This window comes from Mesorhizobium sp. B2-3-15, from assembly GCF_006442875.1.
Classification (GTDB): domain Bacteria; phylum Pseudomonadota; class Alphaproteobacteria; order Rhizobiales; family Rhizobiaceae; genus Mesorhizobium; species Mesorhizobium australicum.
This window is the reverse complement of the sequence record NZ_VFVO01000003.1, coordinates 181,444-196,704: the sequence shown is the minus strand read 5'-3', so window position 1 is coordinate 196,704 and position 15,261 is coordinate 181,444. Positions and strand designations below refer to the sequence as shown.

Below are 15,261 nucleotides of genomic sequence, written 5' to 3'. Positions count from 1 at the left end.
GAGGCGCGACATGACTGCTGGCAAGAAACGCGTATGGTGGGGCGACTACCGGACCACCGAATACGCCTCGATCGATCCCGAGGCGACAATCGCGGTGCTGCCGCTGGCGGCTATCGAGCAGCATGGACCGCATCTGCCTGTGTCGACCGACACTTCGATCATGAACGGCATGCTCGACACGGTGATTTCACGCTTGCCCGACGATCTCGACATCCGCATCCTGCCGGTCCAGGCGGTTGGCAAGTCGAACGAGCATCTGCACGCGCCGGGCACTCTCACCTTGCCGGCAACGACGCTGGTCGACGCCTGGACCGAGCTTGGCCTGTCGATCGCGCGCGCCGGCGTGCGCAAGCTTATCGTCGTCAATTCGCATGGCGGCAATGAGGAGATCATGGGCATCGTCACGCGCGAATTGCGCGTGCGCGAAAAGATGCTGGCGGTGAAGACCAGTTGGCAGCGCTTTGGCCGCCCGGCCGGCATGTACACCGAACTCGAGGATCGTCACGGCATTCATGGCGGCGATGTCGAGACGTCGCTGATGCTGCATTTCCGGCCAGATCTCGTCGACATGGGCAAGGCCGACAATTTCGTTTCCAACGTCGCCAAGGCCGAGAAGGAATTCTCGCTGTTGCGCCACACAGGCACCCACGCCTTCGCCTGGATTGCCGGGGATCTCAACCCGAACGGCGTGGTCGGCGACGCCAGCATCGCGACAGCCGAGAAAGGCCGGCTGACCGCGGAATATCAGGCTGACGGGTTCATCAACCTGGTGCGGGATGTGCGCAAGGCCAAGCTCGCGGAGTGGCTGAAATAGCTAACCGTCGATCTGGAGGGCGAACGGCGTGCCTTCAAAGGCGTCGGCGCCGCGCCCGATCGACTCGATCGCCTCGATCATGCGGCCGTTGCGCTCGAGCAGCGCGTCGGCCACCGCGATCAGCCGCGGATTGGGCGTCGCCGAAGGCGATAGCGCTCGCAGCGTCCGCGCCAGTTCCACCTCGTTGCGTTTCGGCGCCAAAGCCGCGGCGATGATATAGGCCGAGGCGGTCGAACGGCTGATGCCGGCATAGCAGTGCACCAGCATTGGTTTCGCCCGGTCCCAGCGGCGTGCGAAATCGAGCAGGTTACGGACATGCTCCTCGCCCGGCATGGTCATGCCGTCCTGCGCCACGGCGATGTCGTGCATGACCAGGTGCAGATGGTTTTTCCTTGGGATCGAGGCCGGTCGGACTACGTCCGTTCCGACGGCGAGCAGCGACAGCATGCGGTCGGCGCCGGTCCTGGCCACCACTTCCTCGATTTTCGCCAATGAGCAGACATGGATCATTGTTTGAAACCTTTCGAACGATCCTCGCGCCGCGACGCCCAAACGGCAAGGGCGGATTCGAGCCTGCGCCATTCCTCCTCGCTCCCCGGCAGTCCGGCGCGCAAGGCATGCGGCCGTTCGGAGAAATGCCGCAGCAGGATACCGCTCTGGCCAAGCCCGGAAAACAGGCCGCCGGCATCGGGCAGGCTGAGATAGCGGAACAGCGTGGTGCCGCCCGCGACGGGAACGCCGAAACGGCTAAACAGCGCGTCGAGCCGCACCGTCGCTTCCGCCAGCGAGGCCCGCATCGCATCCTGCCAGTCGAGATCGGCGAGCGCGCGGATGCCGTATTCCAGGGCCGGTCCTGCGACAGCCCACGGCCCGAACTGCATGTCCAGCCGTTCAGCCGTCGGCGCGTCGGCAAGCGCGAACCCGAGCCGCAGGCCGGCCAAACCAAAGAACTTGCCGAACGAACGCAGCACGACGATGCCGCCCTGGCCGACATCGCCGGCGAGGCTGTGCTCGCGTGGACCCACATCCATGAACGCCTCGTCGACGACCAGCAGCCCGCCCTTGGCGCGAAGTCCAGCGGCCAGCACCAGCAACCGGTCGCGCTCGATGATGCGCCCATCCGGATTGTTCGGATTGACGATGATGGCGAGGTCGGCTTCCGCCAGCGCCGCGAAATCGCTGACCTCGACCACATCGTGCCCGGCAATCGCCGCCGCCCGGGCGTGTTCGGCATAGGTCGGCCCCAGCACCATTGCCTTGCCGGGCCTCACCAGCGAGGCGACCCGCGGCAACAGGATCTGTGTACCAGGGGCCGCCACCACGCTTGCTGGGGAAGGCGCGCCATAGGTGTTGGCCGCGATCTCTACCAGTTCGCGCCCACGCGCGGCCTCTGGCAATCGCCATAGCGAGGTGGCGGGCAGGTCGAAAAGCGGGTAGGAGTGCGGATTGATACCGGTCGAGAGGTCGACGAAAGGCAGCACGGCATTGGGGAAAAGCGCCCTTGCCCGGCCAAGACTTCCACCATGGTCCACCGCTCCTTCAAGAAGCTTCATGTCAGTCCTGATCGCTTTCCTGTCATTAATTGTCGAATTCGCCCTTGGTTATCCCGACTGGCTGTTTCGCGCCATCGGCCATCCGGTGACATGGTTCGGCAGGCTGATATCCTTTCTCGACTTGCGGCTCAACCGCGCCACTGATCCCGACGCGCTGCGTCGCCAACGTGGTGTCCAGGCGCTTCTGGTCATCGTGCTGGTGCCGGCGATAGCGGGCCTTTGCGTGCAGCTTGTTCTGCTCTGGTTCGTCCCCCTGGGGTGGATCATTGCCGTCTTTCTGGCGACATCGTTTCTGTCGCAGAAAAGCCTTTACGAACATGTCGAAGCCGTCGCCGACGCGCTCGACAGCGGAGGCCTCGACATGGGCCGAGCCGCCGTTTCGCGGATCGTCGGCCGTGATCCCGAGACGCTCGACCGCGCCGGCGTCTGCCGCGCGGCGATCGAGAGCCTGGCGGAAAATTTTTCCGACGGCATCGTCGCCCCCGCCTTCTGGACCGGGGTCGGAGGGCTCGCCGGCGGCGCGGCCTACAAGGCGGCCAACACCGCCGATTCGATGGTCGGCCACCGGACTCCGCGCCATGAGGCCTTCGGCTGGGCGGCGGCGCGCTTCGACGACTGGATCAACCTGCCTGCATCGCGGCTGACGGCGCTGCTGATCGTGCTCGCTTCCCTCCTGGTCGAGGGCGCCGACCCCCGCGACGCCTGGAAGGCGGTACGGCGCGACGCGAAAAAACACCGCTCGCCCAATGCCGGCTGGCCGGAAGCGGCCATGGCCGGCGCGCTCGGGCTCGCGCTCGCCGGACCACGCAGCTATGGCGGTGTCATGGTCGATGACATCTTCATGGGCGAAGGCGGCCGCCGCGATGTCGACAGCGGCGATATCAGGCGGGCGCTCAAGCTTTACCGGGTCGCGGACTACCTGCTGATCGGCTTGTTCGGCCTTGTCGCGCTGATCGCCGTTCTGGTTTTCTAGAACTCGATGCCTTGCTGCGCTTTCACGCCAGCCGAGAAATGGTGCTTTGTCACCCCCATCTCGGTGACCAGGTCTGCCGCCTCGACCAGTGCCGGCTTGGCGTTGCGGCCGGTGACGACGACATGCAGGCCTTCGCGGCGGGCCTTGAGCGCCGCAACCACCTTGTCGAGAGCGAGATAGTCGTAGCGCAGGGCAATGTTGAGCTCGTCGAGCACGACAAGGCTGATCGAGGGATCGTCGATCAATTCCAGAGCCTTGGCCCAGGCGGCCTCGGCGGCCGCGATGTCGCGCTTCAGGTCCTGCGTCTCCCAGGTGAAACCCTCGCCCATTGCGTGCCAGACGACACGGTCGCCAAAGACGGCAAAGGCGTCCTTCTCGCCGGTGTGCCACTTGCCCTTGATGAACTGGACGACGCCGACGCGCTTGCCGTAGCCGAGCACGCGCAGCGCGAGACCGAAGGCGGCCGTGGTCTTGCCCTTGCCGGGACCGGTGTTGACGATCAGCAACCCTTTCTCGATCGTCTTGCCCGCAACCTCGGCGTCCTGCACCGCCTTGCGCTTGGCCATCTTGGCGCGATGGCGTTCTTCATCCTTGTCGTGGATATCAGTCATTTCACTTCACCTTGAGCGGTAGCCCCGCCACCATGAGCAGCACCGTGTCGGCTACTGCCGCGACCCGCTGGTTGAGCCGGCCGGCATCGTCACGAAACCGACGCGCCAGCGCGTTGTCGGGCACGATGCCTTGCCCGACCTCGTTCGTCACCACGAACCACGGTCCGCGCGGCCGAGACAGCACGTCCGCCAGCCGCCGGCACGCGGCCTCGACGTCGTGATCGGCCAGCATGTGATTGGTCAGCCACAGCGTCAGGCAGTCGGCAAGCACCGGCTGCCCGTCTGGCAACGCCTCCAGCGCTTCGGCGAGGTCGAGTGGCGCATCGATGGTCGACCAGCCCTCACCGCGCCGCGAGCGGTGCAGCGCGATGCGCTCGCGCATCTCGTCGTCATAGGCTTGCGCCGTGGCGATATAGGCCCATGGCGAGGGCAATGCCGTCATCAGGGTTTCGGCGTGCGCGCTCTTGCCGGAGCGCGCACCACCGATGATGAAGGTCAGCCTGCCGCGATCAGGCAAAGCTGTCGCGCAGGCTGGTCGCCATGCCGGTGAAGCGCCTGCGCACCACGCCCACGATCGCGCCGAGCACCAGCCAGAACACCAGATTGGTCACCGTCACCGCCACCACGAACTGATGGTGCAGGCCTTCCGGGATCGGTGTTTCGAAACTGTCGGGCTGCGGCGCGCCGACGACATGCGGCGCGACGATCAGCAAGACGGCGAGGATGGTCAATGGCAGCGATCTGCGAAAGACGATCAGGCCTAGGCCGATCGCGGTCGCGGCCGCCGTCGCCGTCCACCAGATCTGGCGCGGCAGAAGATCGGCCGCCGGCATTGCCGGCAGTTCCGGCTGCAGTCCGAGACCCGGTGCCAGTGTGAACACGGCAAAGCCGGCCAAACCCCAGAACACACCCTGGCGCCAGTTGCCGACGCCGCCGAAGAACTCGGAAACCGCGACCAGGACCAGTGCGAAGCCGATGCCGGTGACGATATTGGCAACCACGCTAAAGGCGAAACGCTCGAAACCGTCGGCCGGCGCCCAGCCTTCGTCTTCCTCCGCCGGTGTCACGGCATCGGTGCCCGCGGGCGCGGCAGAGCTCATGGCATTCCCAGCGGGCGCCACCGTGCTCATGGCATCATTGGTCGCCGCTGGTGCGGCCGCGTGATCATGGTGGTGGCCGCCGCCGGCCTTTTCGTAGACTTCCGCCTTGAGGATCAGCGGCACGGTGGCATAGGCCTGCATGCAGGCGAGAACGACACCGGCCACGAGCCCCGCGATCGCCGCGACGAACACGACGTTGCGAAACAGATTCATGATGTCGGATCCTCGTTAGTGGCAGGGAAACGCCATCGAGTGGCGATAGTCGTGGGCAGCATTGTGGACCGCATCGATATGCGAGAAGCCGACAAAGCCGACGACGAAGATGCCGAGCAGCGCCGCGAGCGCGAGCTGCATGAAGCGCGACTGCGAGGAGACGGAGGCGCCGAGGGAGACGGAAGCGGTAGTCATGTCTTGTCCTTTCGCCCTCCACCCGAGGGCATCGAAGTCAGTTTCCTGTCGCCGGCAGGTCTCCTGGCTCGCGGATAAGCGCCCTTCCCCACCTTCCCGAAGAAAAATCTTCAGTGGCATATGGAGAGGACTACCGCACACAGTTGCGGGGGCAGCCACGGCATTGGACAGGAATTCCTGCCCGCACCGCATTCCCTCTTGGCTCCAAAAAGGAACCGACGACATCGGGGACTATAGGGAAATTCGCCGCGCCCGGCAAACCAAATTCCGACAGCCGCCAGCGCAGGAGCGCCGTATCGGCGAAGCTGCCCTCATCCCGTCCCGATTGACAAACTTCATGGCCGGGTGTCGGCTGGCACCCCTCACGGGAAGCCAGCCATGCAGCCCAATGCCAGCGAGTGCGTGCCCTATAACGGCCTGACTCGAACCGAGCCGACGCTGCCCTCGTCGGCCTATTGGGACCAGGACAACTATCAGCGCGATCTCGACGCCATCTGGTACAGGAACTGGCTGCTCGTCTGCCGCGAGGCCGACCTTGCCCAGCCTTTGGCGTTCCGCACCTTCCGCGTCGGTACGCAGGAAATCCTCCTGCTGCGCGACGACACCGGCGAGTTGCATGCCTTCCACAACACCTGCCGGCATCGCGGCTCGCAGCTTTGCCAGGAAAGCCAGGGCCGGCTGAAGGCGCGGCTGATCACCTGCCCGTATCATGCCTGGTCCTATTCTCTGCGTGGCGATCTGGTGCGCGTGCCGTCGAAATCGCTGCCTGACGGCTTCGACAAGGCCGATCACCCGCTTTATCGCGTCGCGCACTCGGTGTGGCGGGGCTTCGTCTTCGTCAATCTTGCGGAAGATGCCGCCAGCTCGGCGCAATCCTCCTTCGACCCGGCCTCCGGCGACTTCGGCAACTGGCCGCTGGAAATGCTGGTATCAGGGGACGTGCTGCGCAAGGTGATGAACTGCAACTGGAAGATTTTTTGGGAAAACTTCAACGAGTGCCTGCACTGCCCGGGCGTCCACAAGGACCTGTCGCGGCTGGTGCCGATCTATGGCCGCGGCCTGATGAGCCGGCATGACGATCCCGAATGGCTCCGCCACGCCGACAATGACGCGCCAGAATTCTCCGGCGGCCTGCGCGCCGGGGCTGAGACATGGTCGCGTGATGGGCAGACGCACGGGCCGATCTTCCCGAGCTTGACGCCGGCGGAACGCAGCGCCGGTCAGACCTATGCCACCAGCCTGCCGTCGATGTTCATCGTCGGCCATGTCGACTATGTCAGGACCGTGCGGCTTACGCCGCTCGGTCCCGAACAGACCGAATTGACCGCGGAATGGCTGTTCGCGCCCGAGGCGCTCGCCGAGACCGACATCGACAACATCGTTGCCTTCGGCACACAGGTGCTGGAGGAGGACGCGGCAATCTGCGAGGTCAACCAGAAGGGCCTGCGCTCGATGCGTCATACAGCTGGCGTGCTGATGCCCGAGGAGTACGACCTGCACCGTTTCCACAACTGGGTGCGCGAACGGCACGCTGCGCGCTCACCCGAGGCCTGAAGATCACAGCGACTTCGGCAGATATCGCCAGGTCATGAAGCCGCAAAAGGCTGCCAGTAGCCCAAGCGTGACGAACACCGAGCCCAGGCCGAAGAAGGCCAGCACCACCGAATAGACCAGCGGCGGCGTCAGTTCGGAAAAATCGAGATAGGTGCGGTAGACCGCCGCCATCTGCGCGCGCTCATAAGAGCGCACCGAGCGCATGAAGGCGGTCGAACCCAGCGCGTCGAGCGCGATGGTGAAGAAGGCGCCGCACAGCAGGAAGGCGCCGGTGAGCAACGGCACGGTTTCGCCCACGGCACCGGCCGCCAGCAGCGTCGCCGACATGGCGAAATAGGCAAATGTCATGGTCCTGCGGCCGCCGAAGCGTTTCCCCGCCTTGCCCCAGAAGATCGCCATGAACAGCAGCGCGTTGCCGGCCGAGACCAGCAGGCCGCCGGCCAATTCGCCCTCGCCGGTGATGACCATGAACAGCGGTCCATAGACGAAGAAGGTCGTCCAGAAGCAGGAGCGGCCGAAGGCGATCAGCCAGGCCAATCTCAGCCTCGGCTGGGCGACGAAGCGGCCGATGTTGGCGAGCGGATTGGCCGGTCGTGTCTTGCCCGGGCGGATCGACTGGTTGTCGCTCAGCCGATAGGTCCAGAACAGCGCCAGCAAAGCCATGGCGAACACCGCCACCGCGCCATGCGCGGCATAAATGCCGAAGCGCGTATAGAGAAAAATGCCGAGCGTCGGCCCGCAGGTCCAGGCAACCATCGACCACGCCATGCGCAGCGATTCGGCCTGCATGAAATCGGTCTTGCGGATGTGATCCATGATGTAGAGGTTGAGCGTGATCGACAGCGCGCTGGCGCCCATCACCCGGCACAGCATCCCGGCCAGTTGCCCGGCGAGCGTATGGGTGACGAAGAACAGCGAGCCGATAGCGAGCAGGCAGGCGCCCGCCGTGTAGACCCAGCGCCGCGCGAAGCGGCGGATCAGCATCGGCATGAACAAGGTCACCGACAGGCCGAGCAGGGACACGGCGGTGTAGAGTATCGAGACGATCTGCTCGTTGTGGAGAATCTCGTAGGCCTGGATCGGTATGACGCTCGACACCATGGCGCGGGCGAAGGATTCGACCGCGTAAAGCGAGGCGAAGGTGCGCGCATCCGCGGCCTTGAGGGCCGGAAGCCAGATCGGATGGCGAACATGGGTGGACATTGCTTCCCCAAAGCAGAATCGCGGCGTCGAATCTGCCGTGGACATTTCAGGCCCATTAAGAGGAAACCGACGCACATCCGGCAAAAAGCGAAGCCGGTCAAAGGCTTTTCCGCGCTGGCCCAACCCGGCGGCTGGCGCGGACCCCGCCGCGCGGTCCAGGCCAAGGCGACCGGTCTTCTTCTATCCGGTGCAACCGTGATAGTCGTCGTGGAGGGGCTGAATCAGATCGCGAGACCATGAGCATCCACACGCCGACCGTACCCGTCCCGCAGCCATCGAAGCGCATCGTCGCCATCGATATCTTGCGTGGCATCGCGCTGATCGCGATGGCGAGCTACCACTTCACCTGGGACCTGGAATTCTTCGGTTACACCGATCCCGGCCTCACCGCCTTCGGCTGGTGGAAGTTCTACGCCCGCTGCATCGCATCGACCTTCCTGTTCCTGGTCGGGGTCAGCCTCTATCTCGCCCATGGCCGACAGATCCGCTGGAACGGCTTCTGGAAGCGGTTCGCCATGGTCGCCGGCGCGGCGGTCGCCATTTCGGTCGTCACCCGCATCGCCACGCCCGACGGATTCATCTTTTTCGGCATCCTGCACGAGATCGCGCTCGCCAGCCTGCTCGGCCTCGCGTTCCTGCGCCTGCCGGCGCTGCTGACGCTTGCCGTCGCCGCGCTCGTCATCGCGGCACCAGTCTACCTGCGCTTCGAGGCCCTCGATCATCCCTGGCTCTGGTGGATCGGCCTGTCGGCGATCAACCCGCGCTCCAACGACTACGTTCCGCTGTTCCCCTGGTTCGGCGCCGTGCTTACGGGCATTGCGGTGGCCAAATTCGCTTCCACTTCCGGCATAAGGGCACGCCTGGCGAACCTGGCGCCCGGACGCTGGTCCAACCCGCTGGTCTTCATCGGCCGCCACAGCCTGGCTTTCTACCTGATCCATCAGCCGCTGCTGATCGGCTGCGTCTGGCTGTTCTCGCAAGTGATGCCGGCGCAGGTCGAAACCCCGCAGGTCAATTTCCTGAAAACCTGCCAGCGATCGTGCGAGCAGATGCGCAACGCAACCTTCTGTTCGAGCTATTGCGGCTGCATGCTCGAAACGCTCGAAGGTGAAGCCTCTCTTGATCGGCTCTTCAACAACGACCAGACTGCGGACTTCAGGGCGCATCTGTCCGATCTTGCCGCAACGTGCACCGCCAAGACCGACGACAAGATGACGGAGGGAGGGACACAATGATCGGGCCAAAACCTGGGATCGAACCGAAGCCTGGGACCGGGCCGAAGCCTGGGCTGATACCGTGGCCGCCGGTGATCTACGCCGCCGCCATCCTCATCAGTGTCGTGCTCGGCCTCTACATCCCCCTGCCCTGGATCGGCGATCTCCTTGGCGACATCCTGTTCGCCGCCGGCTGGGTGGCGTTGTTCGCCGTGGCCGTACTCTGGTTCACCGCGATCCGCACCATGATACGGGCCAGGACCACGCTCAATCCCAACGCCGTGCCCGATCATCTCGTCACGACCGGCCCCTTCGGCGTCAGCCGCAATCCGATGTACCTGGCCAACACGCTGCTGTTGATCGGCGTCGCCTTCGTCTCGGGCATCGCCTGGTTCTTCCTGCTTGCCTTCGTCGCCGCCTTCGTCACCCAGAAGGTCGCGATCGAGGGCGAGGAAAAGATATTGGCGGCGAAATTCGGCAAGAAATACCGCGACTATGCAAAAAGAGTCCGGCGCTGGATTTGAGCAGGGCTACGTGTTGACGCCGAGCTCGACCAGCCGCTCGACGCAAGACTCCTCGGCCTGGTCGAGTTCGGCCAGTGTCTCCTCGAGGTCGCGACGTTTCTGCCTGAGGTCTTCGCGCTTTTCCTCGATGCGTTTGATCATCAGCTTGAGCTGCCCGACCTCGCCCGGCGGCTCCTTGTACATCTGGATGATCTCGCGGATCTCGTTGATCGAGAAGCCGAGGCGTTTTCCGCGCATGATCTGCCGGATGAGGTGGCGGTCGGAAGGGCGAAACAGGCGTGTGCGGCCGCGCCGCACCGGCTGCACCAATCCCTCGTCTTCATAGAAACGCAGTGTCCGCGTCGACACGTCGAATTCGCGGGTCAGCTCGGTGATCGAATAATATTCCCGCATTGTCACTCCCTGCCGGAATTCCAGGCGATCGCCATGCGGCGTCTCCCTTCTGTCCCGAACCAAACCCTTGTCCGCCGGAATCGACGCGACACCCCGCACAAGCCTCGCACGGCATTTACGTAAAAGTCAATTGAGACACTTACCGGACGCCGAACCACCAGCTCGCGAGGCCGAGGAAGGCAAAGAATCCAACAACGTCGGTGACCGTGGTGACGAAAACCGCCGAAGCGACCGCGGGATCCACCTTGAACCTGTCGAGCAGCAGCGGGATCAGGATGCCGGCAAGGGCCGCCACGAACATGTTGATGATCATAGCCGCCGCAATGATGCCGCCGAGATTAGGGTCGTGGAACCAACTTGCGGCGACGATGCCGATCAACACGGCGAAGACGATGCCGTTGATGAACCCGACGCCCATCTCGCGGCGGATGATGCGGCCGGCGTTGTAGATGTCGAGATCCCTGGTCGCCAGCGCCCGCACGGTGACGGTCATGGTCTGCGAACCGGCATTGCCGCCCATGCCGGCCACGATCGGCATCAGCACGGCGAGTGCCACGATCCGCTCGATCGTGTGGTCGAACAGGCCGATCACCGATGCCGCCAGGAATGCCGTCAGCAGATTGACGAGCAGCCAGGGAACGCGCGAGCGCGAGGTCGCCAGAATGCTGTCGGAGAGCTCTTCGTCACCGACGCCGCCCATGCGCAGCAGGTCTTCCTCCGCCTCCTGCTGGATGACGTCGACGACATCGTCGATGGTCAGCACGCCGACCAGCCGTTCGTTTTCGTCGACGACCGCGGCCGACAGAAGGTCGTATTGTTCGAATTCCCGCGCCGCCTCTTCCTGGTCCATGGTGGCGGGAATGGCGTGCCGCGTCTCATGCATGACCTCCCCCACCTTGACCGCGCGCTTGGCGCGCAGGATCTGGTCGAGATCGATGGCCCCCAACAACTTGAAGGTCGGATCGATGACGAAGATCTGGCTGAAGCGGTCCGGAAGGTTCTTGTCCTCGCGCATGTAGTCGATGGTCTGGCCGATGGTCCAGAAAGGCGGCACAGCGACGAACTCGGTCTGCATGCGCCGCCCGGCGGTCTCTTCCGGGTAGTCGAGCGAGCGCCGCAGCCTGATCCGCTCGGTGAACGGCAGCTGCGACAGGATCTCGTCCTGGTCTTCCGGCTCGAGGTCTTCGAGAATGTAGACCGCGTCGTCGGAATCGAGTGCCTGCACGGCCTGCGCGATCTGCGCATTGGGCAGATTGTCGACGATATCCATGCGGATCGCCTCGTCGACTTCGGTCAGCGCGGAAAAATCGAAGTCGGCGCCCAGCAGCTCGACCAACGCGCGCCGCTGCTCGGGATGCAGCGCCTCGATGAGGTCGCCAAGTTCCGACTGGTGCAGGTCGTCGACTTCGCGCTTGAGGGTCAGCGTATCGCGGTCGGCGATCGCCGCACCGATCTGGGCAAGGAAGGACGAAAGGACCGCGCCGTCCTCGCCATAGATGTCGGCGTGGGCGTCGTCAGCCGCCTTGGCGGAGGTCGTCTGCTTGTCCTGGCCTTCCACCAGCGTCTCCAGCCATCAGAATCCCGGAAAGGTTGCCAGTCAGGTCTAGACCATGATTCCGAAAAGTGGAAATCGGTTTTGGGTCCGACCACAAACAAGAAATTTGGAGCGGCGGCATGATTCGATTTCGCAGCCCGTCGCTCCAACGCACGGGAATTCCAGCCGAAAAATCCCGCTTGCGCAAAGGCGTCGTTTTCCACCGACGCGACATTGTCCGGCGTGCGCGACCTGGTCGATTCCGTCAAAAGCGGGTGTGCTTGTGGCCCGGCCACGCGACAGCGCATGTCGCTGGGGAAAGAGCACCCGTGCGCGATTGGGGCAGAATTGTCATGATGCAGGTACAGGCATCGGCTGGACCCCCAAGCCGCAACAAAAAAGCCGGAAGCCCTTGAAGATCAGGTCGCGGACAGAAAACAAGGCAATCGACGAGCGGCGCGTTCGCGTGGTCGTGGCCGAACGCAATCCGCTCGTCATATCGGCTCTGCGCGAAATGCTGGACTGCGACGGGCGCTTCGAGCTTTTGGCCTCCGTACAAAGCGGCAGGCATTTCCTGGAGCTGGCAGCGGTCCAGGAGTTCGATGTCGCCGTGATCGGCTGGAAGCTGTCCGACATGGACGGCGCTGATGTCCTGGCCGAGGTCCAGACCCGCAAGCTCGACGTTCGCATCGCCGTCTTTTCAAACGACCATGACATCGGCATCCTGAAACAGTGCGTGCGCCTGGGGGCCCAGGGCTACTGCTTCCAGTTCGACGATCCCGCCATCATCTTCGACACGATCCTGGCTGTCGCGCACGGCCGCATCTGCATACCCTATATCGACATCAACAAGGTCAACGACACGCCTCTATCCCGGCTTACCGTGCGCGAGCGTGAACTGCTGGCGGTACTGTCCGACGGCTGGACCAATTTGCAGATCGCGACCCGGACCGGCATCTCCGAAAACACCGTGAAGTACCATCTCAAGAATCTGTACGACAAGCTGGACGTCCGCAACCGCGCCATGGCGGTCGCGCTCTATTCACGAGAGAGGCGTAGCCAAAGGCAGCCTTTCGGGTAGGGCGACCGGGTAGGCCATACCCACCCGCATGCGGTGAGATCTTACCCGCCAAGGTGTTGTCGGCATCGGCCGCCGAAACGAAACTCCCACCACCGCTTTGCTGGATCAGGAGGAGTTCGCATCATGGCCGGTTTCACCCATCTTTTCATTCCCGGGCCGACCAATATCCCCGAGCAGGTACGCCAAGCGATGAACCTGCCGATGGAGGACATGCGCGCGGCCACCTTTCCCGACCTCACCCTGCCGCTGTTCGAGGACATCAAACGGGTCTTCAAGAACGAGACCGGCCGCGTCTTCATCTACCCGTCCTCGGGCACCGGAGCCTGGGAAGCGGCGATGACCAATGTGCTCAGCCCAGGCGACCGCGTTTTGATGTCGCGTTTCGGCCAGTTCTCGCATCTGTGGGTCGACATGGCCGAACGGCTCGGTTTCGAGGTCGACGTCATCGACTGCGAATGGGGAACCGGCGTTCCGCTGGAACTCTATGCGGAGCGGCTGAAGGCGGACAAGACGCACCGCATCAAGGCGATTTTCTGCACACAGAACGAGACGGCGACAGGCGTCACCAGCGACGTCGCCGGCTGCCGCGCCGCGCTCGACGATGCGAACCACCCTGCCCTTCTTTTCGTCGACGGCGTCTCCTCGATCGGCTCGATCGACTTTCGCCAGGAAGAATGGGGCGTCGACTGCGCCGTCAGCGGCTCGCAGAAAGGCTTCATGCTGCCGGCCGGCCTCGGCTTCCTGTCGGTGAGCAGGAAGGCGCTCGCCGCTTCGAGAACCGCCACCCACCGGCGCTGTTTCTTCTCCTTCGAGGACATGATCCGCGCCAACGATGCCGGCTATTTCCCTTACACGCCGGCGACACAATTGCTGCGCGGCCTGCGCGCCTCGCTCGACCTGATCGCCGAGGAAGGGCTGGAGACCATCTTCTCCCGGCACCATCGCCTTGCCGAAGGCGTGCGCAAGGCGGTCGACGCGTGGGGGCTGAAGCTCTGCGCCAAGGCGCCAAAATGGCATTCGGACACGGTCAGCGCCATTCTCGTGCCGGATGGCATCGACAGCGGCGACGTCGTCAAGCGCGCCTACCAGGCCTACCAGACGTCGCTGGGCGGCGGCCTCAACAAGGTGTTCGGCAAGGTTTTCCGCATCGGCCATCTCGGCTGGCTGAACGAGGTGATGGTGCTGGCCTCGCTTTCGGCGGCGGAAATGGCGCTGCTCGATTGTGGCGTCCGGCTGGCGCCCGGCTCCGGCGTCGGCGCCGCCATCCAGCATTTCCGCGCTTCGGCCGCGCTGCCGGTCGCCGAAGCCGCCTGAGGGAGTCGACCATGAGCCACACCATTAACCACCTCAAGAAACTCAGGCTGCAGCGCAGCGAGCTGGCGGTTCCAGGCTCCAGCCCGGAGATGATCGACAAGGCGGCCAACAGCGCCGCCGACTTCGTCTTCCTCGACATTGAGGACGCCGTCGCGCCGCCCGACAAGGAACGCGCACGCAAGAACATCATCCAGGCCCTGAACGACATCGACTGGCGCGCCAAGGGCAAGACCGTCTCGGTGCGCATCAACGGGCTGGACACGCACTACATGTACCGCGACGTTGTCGACGTCATGGAGCAGGCCGGCGACCGGCTGGACACCATACTGGTGCCCAAGGTCGGCGTTCCGGCCGACCTCTACATGGTCGAGGCCATGGTCAACCAGATCGAGATGGCCAAGGGCTTTAAGACCCGTATCGGCCTGGAAGCCCTGATCGAGACCGCGCTCGGCATGGCCAATGTCGAGGCTATCGCCGCCACCCCTGGACGGCTGGAAGCCATGCATTTCGGCGTTGCCGACTATGCGGCAAGCTGCAAGGCGCGGACCGTCAATATTGGCGGCCTCAACCCCGACTATCCCGGCGACCAGTGGCATTTCGCCCTGTCGCGGATGACCGTCGCCTGCCGCGCCTACGGCCTGCGCGCCATCGACGGACCGTTCGGCGATTTCTCCGACCCGGAAGGCTACAAGGCGGCCGCCAGACGCGCCGCCGCGCTCGGCATCGAAGGCAAATGGGCGATCCATCCCTCGCAGATTGCCTTGGCCAACGACGTCTTCTCGCCGCCGGAGAAGGAAGTCACGCGCGCCCGCCGCATTCTCGAAGTGCTGAAGGAGGCGGAGGCGCAGGGCAAGGGTGCCGCCGCGCTCGACGGCAAGATGATCGACGCCGCGTCGGAACGCATGGCGCGCAATGTTCTGGTGGTCAACGACGCCATCGAACGCGCCGGCCAACAGCACGTCGCGGCACTTTGACGATTTGGGGA

General features: G+C 64.2%; 17 protein-coding genes and 1 riboswitch. Of the genes, 8 read left to right on the top strand and 9 right to left on the bottom strand.

Features of this window, described 5'->3' with window-relative positions:
• Positions 1–10: 10 nt before the first annotated feature.
• Positions 11–814 (top strand): creatininase family protein, encoded by an 804-nt coding sequence (locus FJ954_RS08130; RefSeq protein ID WP_140661022.1) that lies wholly within the window; start codon positions 11–13, stop codon positions 812–814.
• Here FJ954_RS08130 and FJ954_RS08125 read toward each other — a convergent pair whose 3' ends face one another.
• Positions 815–1,324, bottom strand: coding sequence for a tyrosine phosphatase family protein (locus FJ954_RS08125; protein ID WP_140661021.1), 510 nt, complete (start codon positions 1,322–1,324; stop codon positions 815–817).
• The gene (cobD, locus tag FJ954_RS08120; protein WP_083883020.1) at positions 1,321–2,367 is read right to left on the bottom strand and encodes a threonine-phosphate decarboxylase CobD; all 1,047 of its coding nucleotides are present in this window, start codon (positions 2,365–2,367) and stop codon (positions 1,321–1,323) included. Before cobD ends, FJ954_RS08125 begins: the two co-directional genes overlap by 4 nt.
• Here cobD and cbiB point away from each other — a divergent pair.
• Positions 2,366–3,340, top strand: coding sequence for an adenosylcobinamide-phosphate synthase CbiB (cbiB, locus tag FJ954_RS08115; protein WP_140661020.1), 975 nt, complete (start codon positions 2,366–2,368; stop codon positions 3,338–3,340). The two genes, cobD and cbiB, sit on opposite strands and share 2 nt — an antisense overlap.
• Here cbiB and cobO read toward each other — a convergent pair.
• The 4 genes from cobO to FJ954_RS08095 are packed head-to-tail and all read right to left on the bottom strand — an operon-like array spanning position 3,337 to position 5,459.
• A complete protein-coding gene (gene cobO / locus FJ954_RS08110; protein ID WP_140661019.1) occupies positions 3,337–3,951 on the bottom strand; it encodes a cob(I)yrinic acid a,c-diamide adenosyltransferase in 615 nt (204 codons plus the stop codon). The genes cbiB and cobO overlap by 4 nt on opposite strands.
• 1 nt (position 3,952) lies before the next feature.
• Complete coding sequence (cobU, locus tag FJ954_RS08105) at positions 3,953–4,468, bottom strand: bifunctional adenosylcobinamide kinase/adenosylcobinamide-phosphate guanylyltransferase (protein ID WP_140661018.1); 516 nt, start codon at positions 4,466–4,468, stop codon at positions 3,953–3,955.
• On the bottom strand, positions 4,461–5,264 hold the full coding sequence (locus tag FJ954_RS08100) for a CbtA family protein (RefSeq protein WP_015317374.1): 804 nt from the start codon (positions 5,262–5,264) through the stop codon (positions 4,461–4,463). Before FJ954_RS08100 ends, cobU begins: the two co-directional genes overlap by 8 nt.
• Before the next feature lie 15 nt (positions 5,265–5,279).
• Positions 5,280–5,459 carry a CbtB domain-containing protein gene (locus FJ954_RS08095; RefSeq protein WP_015317373.1) on the bottom strand — a complete coding sequence of 60 codons (180 nt, stop codon included), beginning with the start codon at positions 5,457–5,459 and terminating at the stop codon, positions 5,280–5,282.
• 35 nt (positions 5,460–5,494) lie between these two features.
• Positions 5,495–5,694: riboswitch (cobalamin riboswitch) on the bottom strand.
• 143 nt (positions 5,695–5,837) lie between these two features.
• On the opposite strand from FJ954_RS08095, the gene FJ954_RS08090 reads away from it, so the two are divergent.
• Complete coding sequence (locus FJ954_RS08090; RefSeq protein WP_140661017.1) at positions 5,838–7,013, top strand: aromatic ring-hydroxylating dioxygenase subunit alpha; 1,176 nt, start codon at positions 5,838–5,840, stop codon at positions 7,011–7,013.
• Positions 7,014–7,016: 3 nt separating this feature from the next.
• Here FJ954_RS08090 and FJ954_RS08085 read toward each other — a convergent pair whose 3' ends face one another.
• Positions 7,017–8,216 carry an MFS transporter gene (locus FJ954_RS08085; protein WP_015317371.1) on the bottom strand — a complete coding sequence of 400 codons (1,200 nt, stop codon included), beginning with the start codon at positions 8,214–8,216 and terminating at the stop codon, positions 7,017–7,019.
• Between the two features lie 236 nt (positions 8,217–8,452).
• Here FJ954_RS08085 and FJ954_RS08080 point away from each other — a divergent pair, with 236 nt between their 5' ends.
• Both FJ954_RS08080 and FJ954_RS08075 read left to right on the top strand, forming a co-directional pair.
• Positions 8,453–9,451, top strand: coding sequence for a DUF1624 domain-containing protein (locus FJ954_RS08080; RefSeq protein ID WP_140661016.1), 999 nt, complete (start codon positions 8,453–8,455; stop codon positions 9,449–9,451).
• Entirely contained in the window at positions 9,448–9,954 is a 507-nt protein-coding gene (locus FJ954_RS08075; protein WP_140661015.1) for an isoprenylcysteine carboxylmethyltransferase family protein, read from the top strand. Before FJ954_RS08080 ends, FJ954_RS08075 begins: the two co-directional genes overlap by 4 nt.
• A gap of 6 nt (positions 9,955–9,960) precedes the next feature.
• On the opposite strand, the gene FJ954_RS08070 is transcribed toward FJ954_RS08075, so the two are convergent.
• The gene (locus FJ954_RS08070; RefSeq protein WP_006203215.1) at positions 9,961–10,347 is read right to left on the bottom strand and encodes a MerR family DNA-binding transcriptional regulator; all 387 of its coding nucleotides are present in this window, start codon (positions 10,345–10,347) and stop codon (positions 9,961–9,963) included.
• A gap of 139 nt (positions 10,348–10,486) precedes the next feature.
• A complete protein-coding gene (gene mgtE, locus FJ954_RS08065) occupies positions 10,487–11,905 on the bottom strand; it encodes a magnesium transporter (RefSeq protein ID WP_015317368.1) in 1,419 nt (472 codons plus the stop codon).
• Between the two features lie 388 nt (positions 11,906–12,293).
• Between mgtE and FJ954_RS08060 the strand changes: the two genes are divergently transcribed.
• From FJ954_RS08060 to FJ954_RS08050, 3 genes are all read left to right on the top strand, one after another.
• A complete protein-coding gene (locus FJ954_RS08060) occupies positions 12,294–12,962 on the top strand; it encodes a response regulator transcription factor (RefSeq protein WP_140661014.1) in 669 nt (222 codons plus the stop codon).
• Positions 12,963–13,085: 123 nt separating this feature from the next.
• Positions 13,086–14,276 (top strand): aminotransferase class V-fold PLP-dependent enzyme, encoded by a 1,191-nt coding sequence (locus tag FJ954_RS08055; RefSeq protein ID WP_140661013.1) that lies wholly within the window; start codon positions 13,086–13,088, stop codon positions 14,274–14,276.
• A gap of 11 nt (positions 14,277–14,287) precedes the next feature.
• Positions 14,288–15,250, top strand: coding sequence for a CoA ester lyase (locus tag FJ954_RS08050; protein ID WP_140661012.1), 963 nt, complete (start codon positions 14,288–14,290; stop codon positions 15,248–15,250).
• Positions 15,251–15,261: the final 11 nt, after the last annotated feature.